Below are 17,010 nucleotides of genomic sequence, written 5' to 3'. Positions count from 1 at the left end.
GTGAGCATATACTATTGTAATCAAAATTTACGGTTAATCTTTAAAAGGGAGGAGAGGAAATGACAAAAAGGAAAAAACCAAAGTATAAAATAGGTGATACGGTCGTAATTACAATTTACGGGACTGTAGGCAGAGTGACAGATGTGAAATGGCTGGACGGAGATTATGTGTATGAAGTTAATAAAAGCCATGGTTTATTTAATGAATCAGCATTGGAATTGCTGTCGGAATATGATGGCAAGGTCTTAGAACAGGAGCAAATTGATATAGAATACAAGTTTTTTATCGGCGATTTGGTTCAAGTCAGCGGCTATGGTGCGGATCTTTTTAAAGTGATTGGCTTTCGGACAGAAATTTGGCGTTATAAAGAAGACGCCTGGGAAGATGTCATTTACGAATTGTCAAGGGTAAGTGATGGGGAGTGGCTGGAAGTCGGGGAAGAAGAACTGACACTTGTTGCTGATGCTGAAAGTGCAGATACATTTATTCAAAAGCTTGGTCTTTTATACTTAGTGAACAAACAAGACAAAACAACAAAAAGTTCAAATATACAGAACATGGTTAGAAAAGCAGAATTTGATGAAATTTCTCGCAAAAAAGAGAAAAAAGAATTAATTGATAATCTGTTAGATATATTTAATGACTACCGAATTCTTTATGAATTATTCCATGATCCAGAATATTATCAAGTTATGCGGGTTATCCTGAAGAAGTTGGAAAGTCTTGTTAACAACGATGGCAAAAGCCATGTTTAGCCGTCAAGTTAATATTTCAAACAATAAATAAAGAATAAATGGAATACCAGCCCATTTAATAAGAGAAAACAAGCAATCTAAGATTTTTTCGAAATATTGGAGGGTGATGCCATCCTCACGATTTACATCTTCCATCCAAGCCTCAAACTTCCAAAGTAAATTCGTCATACAATCACCTCGTAGATATCTTGTATTACATCCTATGCTTGTCCAGCAATTTCAGAACGAAAAAATTTCAATCTTCAATAAAATTCCACCTCAAACCAATTAGACATCCCAAAGTAACTAGCATGAAAAAGCTTTAACGGTCATACATTCTGTAAAAAGGGGGCGATGACTTGAGAGAAATTGAAGTATTTATTGATACAGAAGAAATTGCAGAATTTTTCTTTCACGAACTTGTCAAAAGAGGATACGTTCCTAGCGAAGAGGAATTAGAGGAAATTGCAGATATTACGTTTGAATATTTAATTGAAAAAAGCATTATTGATGAAGAAGTACAGGATGATTAAGTTATAACCGCTTTCCAAAAAAAATGATTATTATATAGATGAAAACAAAAGACGAGCAGTCCATGCTCGCTTTTTGTTTTATACGGGTAAAACGTCCTAAAAATTTAAAAAATCGCGAAACCTTTTTTTGTCCCTCTCGTATATATGAATACGAAAGATTGGGGGGATATGGATGTTCAAAAAAATCCTTAAATCAATTTTTAAGAACCAGCTTCAACATCAAAAGTATGGGTCTTCAAGTGATTATTGGAAAAAAAAGAACCATTATAAGCACAGCCAGATGGGGCATTACCACTATAAAAAGAAGCATAAAAGCGGCAGCTTCTTGTCTAGTTTCTTTAGCAGTTAACTGTGAAAAAATGGTCTGTCGAAATGTATAAAAGGTTAATTTTAGGTTTATCAAGTTTTATTGAAAAGCCGTTTTCCAAAGAAGAAATAATTTTTGGCCGCTATAAGGTGATGGAACATCTTGGGATGGGGAGTTACGGACACAGCTATTTAGTACTTGATCTTTCCTCCCAAGAATACAAAGTTTTAAAAGCATTAAGGCTTCATAAAAGAATCACCAAGACTGGCCTGAAAGGGTTTGAATTTGAAAAGGAATTGCTGAACTCCATTAACCATCCGGGTTTCCCACATTACTTTGAGGGGGGTACATATAAACATATCCCGTATTTTACAATGGAATTTATCAAGGGTAAGAATTACGAGCAGCTTATATTCTCTGAGGGATGGAAGTTAACCGAAAGAGCAGCTTTTTCAGTTGCCTATGAGCTGCTTGAGATGATCGGCTATCTTCATGAGCGGAATATTGTTCATAGGGATATCCGCATTCCAAATGTAATTTTTGACGGGGCAGCGATTAAGTTAATTGATCTGGGCTTGGCAAGATCTTTGGATGACGTCGGAGGTAAAAAATCCAAGGAATTGAACCCTCGGAAAGAGCTGAGTTTCCAGGCTGATTTTTATGGTCTGGGTCACTTTCTGCTGTTTTTGTTATATTCAAACTTCTCATTTCCTGAGAATAAGAAGGAACAAAGCTGGGAAGAGGAGTTAGACATAACAGACAATGCTAAACACATTTTACGAAAATTGCTCATGCTTGAGCCCCCTTATAAAAATTACTTACAAGTAAAAAATGATATACAAAATCTAATGAATGATTTAGGAGGATTGAACAATGTCATTCTTTAACAAAATGTTTGCCAGTGTCGGAATTGGCGCGGCGACAGTGGACACAAAGCTTGAAAAGGACACTTACATGCCAGGAGAAACAGTGAAAGGTGTTGTAGAAATAAAAGGGGGTAAGGTGGATCAACAGATCGATGAAATTTATCTTGCTTTAAATACCACCTACGTAAAAGAGTCAGATGACCGAAAGTATACGGTCACTGCCACCATCGACCGTTTCCGGATAACCACACCATTTACAATTAATGCGAATGAGAAGAAGGAAATCCCGTTTACCTTCCAGTTTCCCTATGATACTCCGTTATCTATTGGAAGGTCTAAAGTGTGGGTTTCCACTGGACTAGATATTAAAGGGGCAGTGGATCCTGGGGATAAAGACTATCTCAAAGTTGTCCCAAACCCGTTAATGTCTGCGGTCTTTGATGCTGTCGACAGTCTTGGATTTAGACTTCGAGAGGCCGATTGCGAGGAAGCGCCGAGAAGAATGCGCAGGCGCTTGCCATTTGTTCAAGAGTTTGAGTTTGTTCCGGTATCTGGACAATTCCGTGGACGCCTGGATGAGCTTGAAGTTGTGTTTTTCTCTGCCGGAAATGGCGGCCTTGACCTAATGTTCCAGGTTGACCGCAAGGCAAGAGGACTTTCTGGATTATTCTCGGAAGCACTTGGAACGGATGAAACAAACGTACGATTGACGGTCACCAATTCTGATATCCCTTCTCTAAGGCAGCAAATCCAAAATTTAATTGGCAGATATTCTTAATATTTAATATTATTTAACAAGGAAGGCTGACATGTTTTTGTCAGCCTCTATACATTAGTGCTTTCTGCCTCCAGTTGCACTATCCTCTTTTGCATGTGCTTCATGTTCAGCAATGATGGCTTCCGGCGGCACGTGATTATTTTTTTTCTGCCCGCGAATTCGGTTTCGATGTTTTTTTCCCATATTCAAACCTCCAATAGGTAATTTTCAAAATAAAAATTTGGGCCTACAAATATAATTCCCCACAATAAATAAAAAATCATGTTTTTTCTCATTTTGGTTTTTATTAAAAAAAGCTGTATGTTATAGTGACTATGGTGCAACATGTAATTGCACATACATAATAAGGAGGGTTTCATTGATGAGTGTACATATCGGCGCAAAAGAGCATGAAATTGCTGAAACGGTACTTCTTCCGGGAGATCCACTTCGTGCCAAATACATTGCTGAGACGTTTCTCGAAGGGGCAGTGTGCTATAACGAAGTTCGGAATATGTTCGGGTTTACAGGTACATATAAGGGGAAAAAAATATCTGTTCAAGGAACTGGTATGGGAGTTCCGTCCATTTCTATATATGTGAATGAATTAATCCAAAGTTATAATGTAAAAAACTTAATTCGTGTCGGTACATGCGGTGCTATCCAAAAGGATGTAAAGGTCCGTGATGTGATCTTAGCGATGACCAGCTCAACTGATTCTAACATCAATCGGCTGACTTTTGGGCATGTTGACTATGCACCTGCGGCGAATTTTGATTTGTTGAAAAAGGCCTATGATGCAGGGGTACAGAAGGGGCTTAACTTAAAAGTAGGCAGCGTTTTTACAGCAGATTCCTTTTATAACGATAATGCCGAGCTTGAAAAGTGGGCGAAATATCAAATCCTTGCTATTGAAATGGAAACAACAGCGCTTTATACTCTAGCTGCTAAGTTTGGCCGGCGAGCACTTTCTATTTTAACTGTCAGTGACCATATTTTAACCGGTGAAGAGACAACAGCCGAGGAAAGACAACTGACCTTTAATGATATGATAGAAGTCGCATTGGAAGCATCTATTAAGGAATAATGGACAAACCCCCTTTCCGACGAGAAGGGGGTTACTAGTTTTAATGAATATTTAATAATTTTTTCATTAACTTTTCTTTGTTAAATTTATTAAAAAGATGTTATTCTAAACACTAAGGGTAAATTTTTAAGATTTTATAGTGTGCATTAAGTATTATAGCGAGTCTTGACTTTGCTAGTCACGAAAGCGAGTCCGCTTCTTATTTTGATGGTTAATGAAAGTGGTGAAGGCTTTGGAAGAAGAGAAAATGGGTCAGGAAAAAGTTGAGCAGGAGCAAATGACGGATAACAATAAGCCGGGATATATTCGATTAAAAAGATTTCACTTTATTATGCTGCTTTTTTTGATTGTTTTTTTATCAGCAGGAATTACTACAGTTGCCCTATCCTTTGGTGATGAAAAAGTAGTGACAGTTAACAACGACCGAAAAGAATTTGCAAAATTATATGAAGCATTTGACACATTAAATAAGGATTATTACAAAAAAGTAAATGATCAAAAATTGATTAATGGAGCTATTAACGGAATGGTGGAATCCTTGGACGACCCTTATTCTGATTATATGAGCAAGGATGAGGCAAAGAATTTTAATAATAGTATTTCTTCATCATTTGAAGGAATTGGCGCCGAGATTCAAGAAAAAGATGGTCATATTATGATTGTCTCGCCGATAAAAGGGTCCCCGGCGGAAAAAGCCGGTTTACAGCCAAATGACATTATTCTTTCAGTTGATGGTAAAACTCTTCAGGGCATGACATCTACTGAGGCTGTAACCATTATCAGGGGGAAGAAGGGATCGAAGGTCGAATTGTCTATTAAGAGAGCAGGACAAGATACCCCGATTTCTGTACCGATTATCCGTGATCAAATCCCGATTGAAACGGTTTATGGGGAAATGGTTGATGACAAAATCGCAAAAGTGCAAATTACAAGCTTTTCAACTAATACTGCAAAAGAATTGACAAGCACATTAAATGACCTGCAAAAGAAGGGCATGAAAGGTCTTGTATTAGACCTTAGACAGAACCCGGGCGGTCTTTTGGACCAGGCTGTGAGTATATCGAGTATGTTTGTTCCGAAAGGAAAAGTGATTGTTAAGGAAGAGGACCGCAATGGAAAGGTTAAGGAAATAGCCTCCCAAAATGCCGGAGATCCTAATCTTCCGTTAGTTGTACTGATTGATAAAGGCAGCGCCAGTGCATCTGAGATCCTCGCTGCTGCGGTTAATGAATCAGCTGGTGTTACATTGGTTGGAGAAAAATCGTTCGGGAAAGGAACTGTGCAGACTGCATCCAATTTTACAGACGGCTCTAACCTCAAATTTACGATTGCCAAGTGGCTGACACCTAATGGAAATTGGATTCATAAAAAAGGGATTAAGCCTGATGTGGAAGTGGAATTACCGGCTTATGCATCCTTGTCGATCATTAATCCTGACAAAGAGCTGTCATTATCTACTTCTTCAGCTGAAGTCCAAACTGCTCAGAAAATGCTAAAAGCCATAGGTTTTGACCCAGGCCGTGAAGATGGATTCTTTGATGAAAAGACAAAAGAGGCTGTAACTGCATTCCAGACAGCAAATAACCTGCCGGCTGATGGGATCTTAAAAGGTGACTCCACTATGAAGCTGATGGAACTATTAAGGGAAAAAATCAAAACCAACGATACCCAGGTTCAAAAAGCAGTCGAAGTCTTAAAAGAAAAAATGCAATAATGAAGGGCCTGCTGCCCCGCTGCTTAAGCTTAGCAGCGGGGGCAGGCTTATTAAATTTTATGAATGAACATGACTTCTTCAGGTAACTCTTTAAATAGTATATTTTTTGTATTTAAAGGGGGATTTAATGAAGAAGATATCCATCATATGGCTATTGATCGGTATCCTCCTCGTTGGGCAAAGTGTTCAGGCCGATAGTGAAATCAGTTATAAAATCGAAATGCTTGAATGGAAACAGGTCGATGAAATACTGCCGAGGTATTCTAAATTTACCGTTATCGATCTGGAAACGGGGAAACGGTTTAAGGTGCAGCGACGGGCTGGCAGCAACCATGCTGATGTCCAGCCATTGACAGTAAAAGATACTAAAATCATGAAACAAATTTATGGCGGAACATGGAGCTGGAAACGCAGGGCGATAATCGTTATGGATCAAAACGACAATTGGATTGCTGCTTCCATGCATGGGATGCCCCACGGGGCAGGTGCTTTAAAAAATAATTTTCCAGGGCATTTTTGCATTCATTTTTATGGGAGCACAACGCATCGGACAAATTCCATGGATTTATCCCACAAGCTGATGATTCTCAAATCAGCCGGAAAATTGGACGATTATCTTGGTGAAGCCAATCCTTACGAGGTAATCAATGCTTACATAACTGGCTTTAAACAACAGGATCCAAGCATTATTTCAGAGGCTTCTGTACAAAATATCCGTTTGAGGTCAATACTAAAGAATATTGAAAATGTTAGAATTTCACGCATGGAATTATTGCCACCAGAGGATTTATTAGAAGAGATTAGCTTGGAGGTTCCCGTTGAAATAGATTGGGTGCTAAAAAAGCGCGGCCGGCAAATTTATAAAGGAGCTATTCATTTGGTGCGATTCTCTCCTGCAGACGGTTGGAAGGTTGATTCGAAGCAATTTATTAAAGCAAATAACTTATAAACAAAAAAACACCTTATGAGAGGAGCTTTCCATAAGGTGTTTTTCAGTGAAATACTAGATTGGCTGTTCGCCATGTTTGATAAATGTTCGTTCATCTTCTATTAATCCGCAGGCCCCGCATTGAACTCGATATTCAGGTCCGTTGTATGGAAGATGAAACGGTTCTAACTCATTACTGGCGTATTCTCGAATCACGGAGCCCGACTGTGGATCCATTTTTACGGAATGAGATACTTGTTGAATAATATTAAAACGGCTTCGATTGGTTTTGCAATTTGGACATCTGTATGGTGTTGTCATAGTTTTCTCCTTTCATTAACTTGTTAAAATCTATTTTTTGCAATAATATTGGTAAGTATGTAAAATTCAAGTGAAGGGACAGGAGGGGGAAATAAATGAAAAAATATCTATGGTGTGTGCTGTCTATTCTTTTTTTAATTTTCGCAGCCTCTTGTGGTAAACAGGAAAATCATAATGCAGCCAATGAGCCTCCGCAAATAATAGAGGTATCCCTTACCATTAAACCGGAAAAAGCGGAACCAAATAAGCCGGTTATATTTGAGGCGAAGGTAACTCAAGGTAATGAAGCAGTTGAGGACGCAGATGAAGTGACGTTCGAGATTTGGCGGTCTAAGGACGAAAAACATGAAAAAATTAAAGTTAAACATACGGAAAATGGAATTTACCGATTAGAAAAGTCCTTTCCAACAGAAGGTACCTACTATGTAATTTCCCATGTGACTGCAAGAGACATGCACAGCATGCCCAAAAAGGATTTCGTTGTTGGAATACCGAGTGAGCCAGAAGACCCAAATGCCAGCCACTCAAATATGGACATGAATGGTCACGACAATTCTACAAATGGACATTAAAAAAGACAGCACTTGGCTGTCTTTTTTAAACCTCAGCATCTTTTATACCACTCTTTTCAAGCTTTTCTTTTATCTTAGCCCTTATTTCTTCAGAAAAATCGCCTTCATACGATGTTCCAACTGTTAAATGTCCTGTTAGTTCATTAATATCTAACTGACCAAAATTAATGGTGCTTTCCTGCTTTCGTACCGTCATTTTTTCAATCAAAGGTTTATTTAGATTATGCCAATTTAGATTACCATTTTTTACATTCGTTTTTTTTGCCTCTGTTTCTTGTTCAAATTCCTGTATGGCTGTCTTAAGAGCAGTAATTCTTTTCTCTAATTCGGAAATTTTTTTATGCCCCTGCTTCTTGGTGAATTTTCCTGAGAAAAATTGCATCATTGTGCTTTATTCTGGATTTGTCGAATTAAAGTTAATAGGAATGTCTTCAACTTCTTCTAGATTAATGGGCATAAAAATCATTAATATCCCGTTTTTAATATCTGTCTTTATTTGTTGGCTGACCGTTGGATACGGAAGAATTAACTCCTTCTTAAACTTCCGATTAGCTCGTTCTTTAATATGATACTTGCGATTCGCCTGCAGTGATTTAAATTCCCCTTTGAGGGTAAGCACCTGCTGCTGGATGGATATATTGAGATGATCCCTTTCCAATCCAGGGACCTCGGCTTCAAGGATAAGCATATTATCTGCTTCGAATAAATCACATTTTGGAAAAAAGTCGCTGATGGTTTGTGGATTGAAGGGGGCTGCAGAAGTTTGTTTCGAATCGAAAATATTGTTCCAAAAAGCCTCAGATTGGAAGCCCTGCGCTGCATCCATCCATTTTTTTAATTTATCAATCTCCATCATATCACCCCTTGAAAATGGACCGTTAGTTCATCTTATTAATTTTATAAAAAAACATGCAAGAAATGTCGTGTTACAAAATTTCTGTTACATCAATCTGTGAAAACTGCATATCGATATTTTTCGGAATTTTAACTTCAAGGGTGCCATCTTTATAGTTTGCTGCTGCACCTTTCTTTTTGACAATGGCTGGGAGGGTGATAGTGTGTTTATCTCCGGGTTCGGGGATGTGTTCGAGAATAAGCTGATTTGACGTATGATAAAGGCGGAGTTTTTTGATCCATTCTTCATCTTTAATAGGGATCCTTACAAATACGTAATCGTGTGTCTCAAAGGCTGAGGAGTTTAATGCCCCGGTTCCAGGCTGGGATTTGGAGGATTGTGGCATAAAGCCATTAAACATTTCCTGCGGGTTCATCATCCCCTGCATATTTCCGGGTAAAACCTTGCCAATGATTTCCTGAACATATTTGTCAATCTCCTCTGGTTTCATCTTTTGCAGAGATTCCCTCACGTCTTTGTTAAAAGGGAACATATTCCATGGGAACATAACATTACATCCTTTCGACTTTGAAGAATTAGATTTGGTTCAAAATTGGAACTGCTGGGTTAGCGATTTGGTCTTGATCAGAAACATCTATATCTATATAACCGTTTGCATGACAGGAAGTGGATGGAGATAAATCACCAAAAGCCATATTCGTTCCGATTAATTTTTGGTTGGAGGTATGGCTGTTTTGTACAATCGGGCCAAAATCAATGTTGGCATTATTATTCATGGCATTTGTTTTAATGTTAAAGATATTTATTTGAAAAGGCATTTTAATATTTCAGTCCTTTATATGGGATTTGAAAAGACGTTGGATGGATTCGCGATATCTCCCATATCATTGACGTCCGGATCAATAAAGACATTCTCCATAGCGGCAGTCGGAGGTGCAAAATCTCCATAGGATGCATTTTGTCCCTGGGATTTAGTATTGGCCGTGTGAGCATTATGAAGTGCGTCACCGATGTTGACAGACCCATTGTTTGAGACACTGTTGATTTTAAAGCTGAAAATGTTGATAACAGTCTGCATGCTGTCACATCCTTTACACATTGTTACGGTATAGTATGCAGATGAATGCCCATAGGTTATTAAATCTTGGTATTACCATCGAAGGATTTTGTCCAGTGCAAAGTAAATATTTGCATAAATAGAGGATTCTTTTTAACATATAGTATAAGGTGAAAATATAATTAGAGAGGTAATTGTTTGTGGAAAAACGAACAGCTTTGATTACAGGAGGGGTATCCGGAATAGGAAAGGCAACAGCCTTCCACCTTGCAGAAAAAGGGTATCAGCTTGTAATCAACTATCGTAATAGTAATGCAGAAGCAAATTCTTTGGCAAAGCAATTAAACGATCAATTTGGAACAAAAAACCTTGCTGTACAAGGTGATGTCGCAAATGAAGGGGATTGTCACCGCATTGTAAAGGAAGCCATATCGGCATATGGATCCATCGACGTGTTTATACATAATGCAGGTCCTTATATACATGAGAGAAAAAGGCTTGCGGAATACACCTTTGACGAATGGAATTATATCCTTCATGGAAATTTAAGTTCTTTTTTTTATTTATCAAAAGAGATTATCCCTTTAATGCGAAACCAAAAATGGGGAAGAATTATTACATTGGGCTTTGACAGGGCAGAAACTGCTCCTGGCTGGATTTACCGTTCTGCCTTTGCATCTGCAAAAACTGGCCTAGCATCCTTGACCCGGACCATTGCTTTAGAAGAAAGAGAGTATGGCATTACAGCAAACATGGTCTGCCCAGGGGATATCACAAATGAATGGAAAGAAAAGAATATTATTGAAGCCACAGAAGCGAAAATCAGTGCAGCGGCATTTGAAAGACAGGGAACTGGCGAAGATATCGCTCGTGTGATCGGTTTTATCGTAGAGGAAAAGTCTGATTTTATTACGGGCAGCATAATTCCCGTAACCGGGGGTTGTGATGTTTTAGGAAAAGTTTTTAAAAGTTAATTTAGACACGGGAAAATGATTTATAATTTTTTGAACTATTAGATAGTCAAGTATGATAGCAGCTCCTTTTGTTAATAATAGTAAGTAATCATCAATGAAAGGAGCAAAGAGTATGAGTTTTAACCTCAATCGAATTAATCCTAATCAAACCCAAGTATTTTTTCATGATGGCCGCTTTGAAACGCTGACAAATGAGGAACTAGAGGAATTTTTGCTCCAAATGGGTCTCAGTGATATAAATGAATCAATGGAACAAAACGTAACGGAATAATTTGTTATCTTATTAAAAAAGGCAATCGGGTTTTTTATTAACCACGACTGCCTTTTCTTTTACAATCAGCTTTATGCTTCCAGACGCTGGGATTCTTCTAAATTTGAGCCGTTTCGCAGCAAATTAAATGTATAAAGGTCTTTAGGAATTTCATATAGATCAAAAATGTCACCATTTGAATTTATTTGTTCAAACAACGATTTTCTAGTTTCATTTGCTTTCATAACATAGGGGAGTTTTTCCGCAGCTTTTATAGAGCGAATATTAACTTTACGGATTCTCATAAAAACTGTTTCAATGCCTAATTCATAAAATAACTCTTGAAAAAATGAGTCTTTTGCTAAATTATTGTAGCCTTTTCCATGATATGGTTTTCCGAGCCACGTTCCTAGAAATCCGGCGTTGTCCTCAACATCAAATAAGCTGATGGTCCCAATTGGTGTTCCCCATTCATCAAGGATCGTCCGGGATATGATCTCCCCGCGCTCTTCGGCTTCAATGGTTTGTTTTGTCATAAATAAAAATTCCTCATAGGAAGCGGCTTTTTGGCGCACAAAAGGGAAGACATCTGGATGCGTAATTAGATCGTATAATTCGTGGCTGTCATGTACATCGCGTTTTTTTAACATGATTATCCCTCCATTTAGGGCATTCCGATCCCATGTCAAAAGAAGCGGTCCACCCTCGAAATTTTTTTAAGTTGAAAAAAAATTTCGGGGTGGGAATCGAACCCACTAGAACCAGTCATATAACTGGTGGCGCACCATTTGCCTTCCCAATTTTCAATTGTTTGTGTAAAGCAGATTTTGATTGTAAACCCCCAATGGAATTACACTTTTAAATCAGTATCACCTAGAAAATCATACAAGAAAAATTCAAAAAAATAAATAGTTATTTGTAGGATTTTTGGCGAAATTTTTTCCCATTTTTCAACAAAATTCTACGAATCCTTAAAGATGAATTCACCTCCAATCATTGTCCATAATGGTTTCGCCAAATAATGAAATGGGTGCTGGCTCCATAGGACCAAATCCGCCTCTTTTCCTGTTTCAATACTTCCTACTTTGTGATCTATTTTCAGATTTTTGGCCGGCAGGATTGTGATGCCTTCAAGAGCTTTCTGTTCCGGCAAGCCTTCCCTGATAGCGAGACTTGCGCAAATATTTAAATATTGAATGGGGACGTATGGATGGTCAGTCGTAATTGATACAGCAATGCCATGCTTGGTAAGCTCCTGATAGGTTTTCCATGTTTTATTTTTAAGTTCGATTTTCGATCTCCGGGTTAAAGTCGGGCCAACCGATACCTGTAAGCCAAGACCGGAAAGTTCACTCGCTATTAAATGCCCTTCCGTACAATGTTCAATTCGCAAATCAAGATTAAACTCTTCAGCGAGCCGTAATGCTGTAATAATATCATCTGCACGATGGGCATGGATTCTTACAGGTATTTCTCTTTTCAGTGCCATAACGAGAGGTTTAATACGAAAATCATCAGGATTCTCTGTGTTAATGGCTTGATAGAAAGCTTCTCTAAGCATCCCCATGATTCCCATTCTCGTTAAGGAATTACTGTTTCCGTGACTGTGAATTCGCTTCGGGTTTTCCCCTAGGGCAATCTTTAGCCCTGCCGTCTCATCGACAATCATTTTTTTGATATTTTTTCCGGTAGTTTTGATGATGGCGGTGGTTCCGCCAATCACATTGGCACTTCCTGGCATAATATGGGCTGTGGTGATGCCGCTTTTTACCGCATCCATAAAAGCAGGATCAAGTGGATGAACCCCATCAATAGCCCTGATGTGCGGCGTCATCGGCTCATGCGTTTCGTTGGCATCGTTTCCAGCCCAGCCAGTACCTTCATCATATAGACCTAAATGGGTATGAACATCTATAAATCCAGGAAAGAGGCAGTGCCCTTCGCAATCGATTATTTGGATGTCTTCGTCATAAGTAATGTTTTCCTTTACTTTTATTATTATTCCATTTTCAATTAATACATCACCGCAGCGTATCGGTGCAGATGTAACCGGATAAATGGCCGCGTTTTTTAAAAGTAATTTTTTCATAAATAAAACCTTTCTGAATGTGTTTTTAGTATTTCAACCATTTTAACAAGGGAAAAATGGTTATTAAAGGCTTTTTCATTATTTTTCGAGTGTTTTTTGGTACTAATGACACATTTAAATGTGCTTTGCGTAATAGTATATAGGAGTATTTATAGGGGGGTGCGCGTTTGGTTAGTAATGAGGAAAGAACAATGGCTGCTGTCATGTATGTGTTGAATTTCTTTGTACCTGTAATTGGACCGCTAATTATTTGGCTGTTAAAGAAGGAAGAATCAGCATTTATTGATTATCATGGGAAGGAATATTTTAATTTCACAATTTCTTATATCGTTTACTTTGTCATTAGCAGTATCCTTATTGTTCTAATTGTTGGGCTGTTCCTAATTTGGGTAGTCGGTATCGCGGCCGCAGTATTTAATATTATAGCGGCTGTGAAAGCATACGAAGGAAAGGAATACCGTTTCCCATGGATTTTCAGGTTAATAAAATGAAAAATGGATGAAAGGCTGTCTCTAGACAGCCTTTTTTGTGTTTAAAAGTCTTTTCATTTTGCAAATGGTCAGAGTTAATCTATAATTTCTATTGTTTAATTGGCAAAGAAGGGACGGATCTGCATGAGTCATCGAGTCGGTTTGGTTTTGGAAGGCGGAGGGATGCGCGGTGTTTATACTGCGGGTGTCCTCGAATACTTTTTAGAGCAGGAAATCTTCTTTCCCTATGTTATTGGTGTATCTGCAGGGGCATGCAATGCAGCCTCCTATTTATCGAAACAAAAAGGCAGAAATAAAACCGTCACGATTGAATATGCTTCTGACCCGCGATATATTTCGTGGAAAAACTACTTTAAGAATCGACAAATTTTTGGAATGGATTTTATTTTTGATGAAATTCCCAACAAACATATTCCTTACGACTTTGACAAGTTTTATCAAAATCCTTCAGAATTTGTCATCGGGACAACTGATTGCATGACTGGTGAACCTGTTTATTATAGTAAGAAGGATTATGCGGAAGACCTTCTGACTGTTTTAAGGGCCTCCAGTTCATTGCCGTTTATTGCACCTGAAATCCGTTTTAAGGAAAAAATTCTCCTCGATGGCGGGATCAGTGACCCCATTCCGATCAAAAAGGCAAAACAGGATGGCTATAAAAAGAATATTGTCATCTTAACCCGCAATGCCGGATATCAAAAAAAGCCATCTAAATTTCATTTTCTGGCTGACAGAAGGTACCCTGAATATAGTGGTTTGTTAAAAGCACTTCGGAATCGCTATCAACTATATAATGATACGCTCAAATACTTGGATGAAGAAGAAAAAAATGGGAGTATATTCGTCATCCGTCCTACAGTACCGCTTCAGGTAGGAAGAATTGAACGAAATCAAAGCAAACTAGAGGTACTTTATAATCAAGGCTATGAGGATGCAAAAGCATTAAAAGAATCTATTATAAAATATATAAACGAGTAAAAGAAGAGGTCAACTTGACTCTTCTTTTTCTATTTTTTTGTTTGATAGAAAATCTTCTATCATTTTTTAGAGAAAGTGAAAATAAATTAGTATAGAAAGGAAATGATAAGGAGATTTCTTAATGAGAATAGACCAACATTACCGTGCTTCCGCCAATCTTAGTTTAAACGGTAGTATTGCTGCCATACTGCCTGCCATGCTGATTGTTTCAGGGAATTTTTCCTTTTTTCAAACAAATGAAATTATGCTTTTTTCCATACCGTTTATCCTCTATAGTTTCTTTGCGTTTCAGCTCTATCTTTTTAGAATGAAGCAATCGCAGTCGATTCAGCGTAATTTGCTCCTGATAAAAGAAGAAAAACCTGACCGGTCTTTTTTTGATGCCCGCCACTTGTTACTTCTTCATGTCCAAACCTTTTCTCCCAGATTGCAGCTTTTTTTTCCAAATGGAAATTTAGCGGGCTCGATAATGAAAAAGCCTGGCGGCAGTTTTTTTAACTATAACCGCAACAAAACCTTTACTCTCTGCAACTCACATGATGAGATGATTGGTTTTTATAAGGTAAACGAAAGAAAATTTCTTAAAATTGAAGTGTTTGATAGGTATTGGAATTATTTAGGGTGCATGGAGAAAAGGAAAGTTTCCTGGAACAAATATAAAAAGGAATTGCTGAATGCTGAATGTAAATATATTGGCGCCGTTGCGGGATCCGCTTTGTACATGGATGAACTGGTTTTAAACAAAGGGGACAGATTAGTAGGGAGGCTTAGACGAGGCTGGATGCCATTGGAGTGGAGCGGACTGTTTCCTAATCCTAATACCCCTGTTCTCACATTCTCTGAAAGCTTATCAGAAAAGGACAAGCTATTAAGAATGTCATTTATAATAAATGAATATTTTATTGAAAGATAAAATTCAACTTGTTTCCCTCTTACTTATTGTTTGGTATGATATATAATAAATTTACCAAACAGCAAGACGGGGGTTTTTTTGTGGACATAACAATAATCAAAGGACATGGCTCTGGTAACGATTTTCTAATCATTGATGAAATAACGAATGGCTATACTTTCTCTGAAACTGAAAGGGCAGATCTTGCCAGGCTGCTGTGCAATCGGGAAGGCGAGCTTGGTGCAGATGGAATTCTCTATGTAATAAATAGTGAACACGCTGATGGCAGAATGCGGGTTTTTAATGCTGACGGCTCTGAAGCTTCGATGTGCGGAAATGGGCTTCGCTTGGTTGCCCGCTATGTCTGCGAGCTAAAAGGGCTGGATGAAGCCGTAATCGAAACCATGAAGGCGAATCTCAAGGTAAGCCGAAAACCGGAAATATATGATCGTGTCCCCACCTATCAGGTAGAAATTTCACCTGTATTATTTGAATTAAGTGCTTTACCGCTGAATTTGGATCAGCCAACACTTCTGAATGAAAAAATTGAAGAGCTTTCAAATGATTTATTTTTTACAGCCCTGGCAGTACCAAATCCTCATTTAGTGGCGATTGTAACTGCTGGACAGCTTGAAGGTAACCTTCAAAAAGAATTAAGTGAAAAAGTAAACGGACCAAATGAATTATTCCCTGATGGGGTGAATGTAAGTTTTGTAAAGCCGCTTGAATCTGGCGCCATTTATGTGCGGACTTTTGAGCGCGGGGTTGGCTTTACGAATGCATGCGGAACGGCGATGTCCGCTTCTTCCTTAGTAACCTGCCTGCAGGGGTTAAATGAACTTGAAACAGGTATTCTAGTTTATAACAATGGTGGAAAGGTTCAATGTATTGTTCACCAGCAGGAAGGCAAGTACCAGATTGATCTAATTGGCAATGCCACTTATTTATATAATGCCGCTGTATGCGTTAATCTAAGCAGCGGAACCTTCACAGTTTCACGCAAAGAGGAGCTCTCGGAACAGCAAACCTACGAAAAGCTGCAAGAAGAGGTGCAGGAGTATTTAAGTACAACGCTAATAGGATAAGGATCCCCCCTTATCCTCAAATTGTCGAGGAAGGTTACTTTTCTCGGCAATTTTTTATTTTGTAAAAAGTCTTATTGATTGTCTATGCAGCTGGGCCAGTTGATTTCCGCTCCGGGCACTCGCTTTCCGCGGGGAGGTCCTGAAGCCTCCTCGGCGCTAGGGCGCCTGGGGGGTCTCCAGTGACCTCTCTATCCCGTAGGAGTCGAGTGCCCTACGCTCCAATCAACTGGGAGACAAATCAACCTATATTATCGCCACTCAATTTTTCGAACCATACTAAGTATGTAGTCGCCTTTATGAGGGACATTTCCTTGTTGGATTCCATGGATTTTGTCCTTCATCGGCTTTATGAAGGACATTTTCCTCATAGATTCCATCTATTATATCCTTCATCGATCTTCTGGCAAGAAAATAGTTTCTTCATCATGTGAGTTGAATTCTTATTGGATACACCTGTTGATTGGCGCGGAAGGCGCGAAGACTCCTGCGGCAGTACGGGGCGGGCTGGGGAGACCCCGA

General features: G+C 38.6%; 25 protein-coding genes. 15 read left to right on the top strand and 10 right to left on the bottom strand.

The annotated features are described in order from the left end of the window. The first annotated feature begins 59 nt into the window (after positions 1 to 59). Entirely contained in the window at positions 60 to 755 is a 696-nt protein-coding gene (locus ACZ5AE_RS19935) for a hypothetical protein (RefSeq protein ID WP_464566320.1), read from the top strand. Between the two features lie 3 nt (positions 756 to 758). Here the strand turns inward: ACZ5AE_RS19935 and ACZ5AE_RS19930 are convergent, their stop codons facing one another. Further along, positions 759 to 923 (bottom strand): hypothetical protein, encoded by a 165-nt coding sequence (locus ACZ5AE_RS19930; RefSeq protein WP_464566319.1) that lies wholly within the window; start codon positions 921 to 923, stop codon positions 759 to 761. 170 nt (positions 924 to 1,093) lie between these two features. On the opposite strand from ACZ5AE_RS19930, the gene ACZ5AE_RS19925 reads away from it, so the two are divergent. The 4 genes from ACZ5AE_RS19925 to ACZ5AE_RS19910 are packed head-to-tail and all read left to right on the top strand — an operon-like array spanning position 1,094 to position 3,218. Next, positions 1,094 to 1,267, top strand: coding sequence for a YozD family protein (locus ACZ5AE_RS19925; RefSeq protein WP_213120491.1), 174 nt, complete (start codon positions 1,094 to 1,096; stop codon positions 1,265 to 1,267). Between the two features lie 38 nt (positions 1,268 to 1,305). After that, positions 1,306 to 1,647: a hypothetical protein gene (locus ACZ5AE_RS19920; RefSeq protein ID WP_464566318.1), complete on the top strand. Its 342-nt coding sequence runs from the start codon at positions 1,306 to 1,308 to the stop codon at positions 1,645 to 1,647. After that, positions 1,640 to 2,461: a serine/threonine-protein kinase gene (locus ACZ5AE_RS19915; RefSeq protein WP_464566317.1), complete on the top strand. Its 822-nt coding sequence runs from the start codon at positions 1,640 to 1,642 to the stop codon at positions 2,459 to 2,461. Before ACZ5AE_RS19920 ends, ACZ5AE_RS19915 begins: the two co-directional genes overlap by 8 nt. Then, complete coding sequence (locus tag ACZ5AE_RS19910) at positions 2,448 to 3,218, top strand: sporulation protein (protein ID WP_464566316.1); 771 nt, start codon at positions 2,448 to 2,450, stop codon at positions 3,216 to 3,218. The genes ACZ5AE_RS19915 and ACZ5AE_RS19910 overlap by 14 nt, the downstream gene beginning before the upstream one ends. A 54-nt stretch (positions 3,219 to 3,272) precedes the next feature. Here ACZ5AE_RS19910 and ACZ5AE_RS19905 read toward each other — a convergent pair whose 3' ends face one another. Further along, the gene (locus ACZ5AE_RS19905) at positions 3,273 to 3,401 is read right to left on the bottom strand and encodes a hypothetical protein (protein ID WP_213120496.1); all 129 of its coding nucleotides are present in this window, start codon (positions 3,399 to 3,401) and stop codon (positions 3,273 to 3,275) included. Positions 3,402 to 3,579: 178 nt separating this feature from the next. Here ACZ5AE_RS19905 and deoD point away from each other — a divergent pair, with 178 nt between their 5' ends. The 3 genes from deoD (at position 3,580) to ACZ5AE_RS19890 (ending at position 6,947) form a co-directional block, all read left to right on the top strand. Next, positions 3,580 to 4,284: a purine-nucleoside phosphorylase gene (gene deoD, locus ACZ5AE_RS19900; protein WP_464566315.1), complete on the top strand. Its 705-nt coding sequence runs from the start codon at positions 3,580 to 3,582 to the stop codon at positions 4,282 to 4,284. A gap of 214 nt (positions 4,285 to 4,498) precedes the next feature. Next, positions 4,499 to 5,998, top strand: coding sequence for a lmo1851 family serine protease (locus ACZ5AE_RS19895; RefSeq protein WP_464566314.1), 1,500 nt, complete (start codon positions 4,499 to 4,501; stop codon positions 5,996 to 5,998). Positions 5,999 to 6,125: 127 nt separating this feature from the next. After that, positions 6,126 to 6,947, top strand: coding sequence for a hypothetical protein (locus tag ACZ5AE_RS19890; RefSeq protein WP_464566313.1), 822 nt, complete (start codon positions 6,126 to 6,128; stop codon positions 6,945 to 6,947). Between the two features lie 54 nt (positions 6,948 to 7,001). On the opposite strand, the gene ACZ5AE_RS19885 is transcribed toward ACZ5AE_RS19890, so the two are convergent. Further along, positions 7,002 to 7,247, bottom strand: a complete 246-nt coding sequence (locus tag ACZ5AE_RS19885) for a DNA alkylation repair protein (RefSeq protein WP_464566312.1) — start codon at positions 7,245 to 7,247, stop codon at positions 7,002 to 7,004. 95 nt (positions 7,248 to 7,342) lie between these two features. Here ACZ5AE_RS19885 and ACZ5AE_RS19880 point away from each other — a divergent pair, with 95 nt between their 5' ends. Then, complete coding sequence (locus ACZ5AE_RS19880; RefSeq protein ID WP_464566311.1) at positions 7,343 to 7,819, top strand: FixH family protein; 477 nt, start codon at positions 7,343 to 7,345, stop codon at positions 7,817 to 7,819. A 25-nt stretch (positions 7,820 to 7,844) separates the two neighbouring features. On the opposite strand, the gene ACZ5AE_RS19875 is transcribed toward ACZ5AE_RS19880, so the two are convergent. The 5 genes from ACZ5AE_RS19875 to ACZ5AE_RS19855 all read right to left on the bottom strand — a co-directional run bounded on the left by ACZ5AE_RS19875 (position 7,845) and on the right by ACZ5AE_RS19855 (position 9,753). After that, positions 7,845 to 8,204 carry a hypothetical protein gene (locus ACZ5AE_RS19875; protein WP_464566310.1) on the bottom strand — a complete coding sequence of 120 codons (360 nt, stop codon included), beginning with the start codon at positions 8,202 to 8,204 and terminating at the stop codon, positions 7,845 to 7,847. A gap of 6 nt (positions 8,205 to 8,210) precedes the next feature. After that, entirely contained in the window at positions 8,211 to 8,675 is a 465-nt protein-coding gene (locus tag ACZ5AE_RS19870; protein ID WP_464566309.1) for an Hsp20/alpha crystallin family protein, read from the bottom strand. Positions 8,676 to 8,745: 70 nt separating this feature from the next. Then, positions 8,746 to 9,222, bottom strand: a complete 477-nt coding sequence (locus ACZ5AE_RS19865) for an Hsp20/alpha crystallin family protein (RefSeq protein ID WP_464566308.1) — start codon at positions 9,220 to 9,222, stop codon at positions 8,746 to 8,748. Between the two features lie 28 nt (positions 9,223 to 9,250). Beyond that, positions 9,251 to 9,493, bottom strand: a complete 243-nt coding sequence (locus ACZ5AE_RS19860) for a spore germination protein (RefSeq protein ID WP_464566307.1) — start codon at positions 9,491 to 9,493, stop codon at positions 9,251 to 9,253. A gap of 17 nt (positions 9,494 to 9,510) precedes the next feature. Further along, positions 9,511 to 9,753, bottom strand: coding sequence for a spore germination protein (locus ACZ5AE_RS19855; RefSeq protein WP_464566306.1), 243 nt, complete (start codon positions 9,751 to 9,753; stop codon positions 9,511 to 9,513). Between the two features lie 179 nt (positions 9,754 to 9,932). Between ACZ5AE_RS19855 and ACZ5AE_RS19850 the strand changes: the two genes are divergently transcribed. Both ACZ5AE_RS19850 and ACZ5AE_RS19845 read left to right on the top strand, forming a co-directional pair. After that, the gene (locus ACZ5AE_RS19850; protein WP_464566305.1) at positions 9,933 to 10,706 is read left to right on the top strand and encodes an SDR family oxidoreductase; all 774 of its coding nucleotides are present in this window, start codon (positions 9,933 to 9,935) and stop codon (positions 10,704 to 10,706) included. Positions 10,707 to 10,818: 112 nt separating this feature from the next. After that, complete coding sequence (locus ACZ5AE_RS19845) at positions 10,819 to 10,977, top strand: hypothetical protein (RefSeq protein WP_464566304.1); 159 nt, start codon at positions 10,819 to 10,821, stop codon at positions 10,975 to 10,977. Between the two features lie 71 nt (positions 10,978 to 11,048). On the opposite strand, the gene ACZ5AE_RS19840 is transcribed toward ACZ5AE_RS19845, so the two are convergent. Together ACZ5AE_RS19840 and ACZ5AE_RS19835 are read right to left on the bottom strand one after the other, a co-directional pair. Beyond that, positions 11,049 to 11,606 (bottom strand): GNAT family N-acetyltransferase, encoded by a 558-nt coding sequence (locus ACZ5AE_RS19840; RefSeq protein ID WP_464566303.1) that lies wholly within the window; start codon positions 11,604 to 11,606, stop codon positions 11,049 to 11,051. Positions 11,607 to 11,917: 311 nt separating this feature from the next. After that, positions 11,918 to 13,045 (bottom strand): amidohydrolase, encoded by a 1,128-nt coding sequence (locus tag ACZ5AE_RS19835; protein WP_464566302.1) that lies wholly within the window; start codon positions 13,043 to 13,045, stop codon positions 11,918 to 11,920. 167 nt (positions 13,046 to 13,212) lie between these two features. Between ACZ5AE_RS19835 and ACZ5AE_RS19830 the strand changes: the two genes are divergently transcribed. The 4 genes from ACZ5AE_RS19830 to dapF all read left to right on the top strand — a co-directional run bounded on the left by ACZ5AE_RS19830 (position 13,213) and on the right by dapF (position 16,491). Next, the gene (locus tag ACZ5AE_RS19830; protein WP_464566301.1) at positions 13,213 to 13,536 is read left to right on the top strand and encodes a DUF4870 domain-containing protein; all 324 of its coding nucleotides are present in this window, start codon (positions 13,213 to 13,215) and stop codon (positions 13,534 to 13,536) included. A 123-nt stretch (positions 13,537 to 13,659) separates the two neighbouring features. Beyond that, on the top strand, positions 13,660 to 14,514 hold the full coding sequence (locus ACZ5AE_RS19825) for a patatin-like phospholipase family protein (protein WP_464566300.1): 855 nt from the start codon (positions 13,660 to 13,662) through the stop codon (positions 14,512 to 14,514). 121 nt (positions 14,515 to 14,635) lie between these two features. Continuing rightward, a complete protein-coding gene (locus ACZ5AE_RS19820) occupies positions 14,636 to 15,427 on the top strand; it encodes a hypothetical protein (RefSeq protein WP_464566299.1) in 792 nt (263 codons plus the stop codon). 80 nt (positions 15,428 to 15,507) lie between these two features. Further along, positions 15,508 to 16,491, top strand: coding sequence for a diaminopimelate epimerase (gene dapF, locus ACZ5AE_RS19815; RefSeq protein ID WP_464566298.1), 984 nt, complete (start codon positions 15,508 to 15,510; stop codon positions 16,489 to 16,491). Positions 16,492 to 17,010 lie beyond the last annotated feature (519 nt).

It is taken from the genome of Neobacillus sp. S1227, from assembly GCF_055385255.1.
The sequence above is the reverse complement of the archived record's forward strand: the minus strand, read 5'-3'. Positions and strand labels throughout refer to the sequence as shown.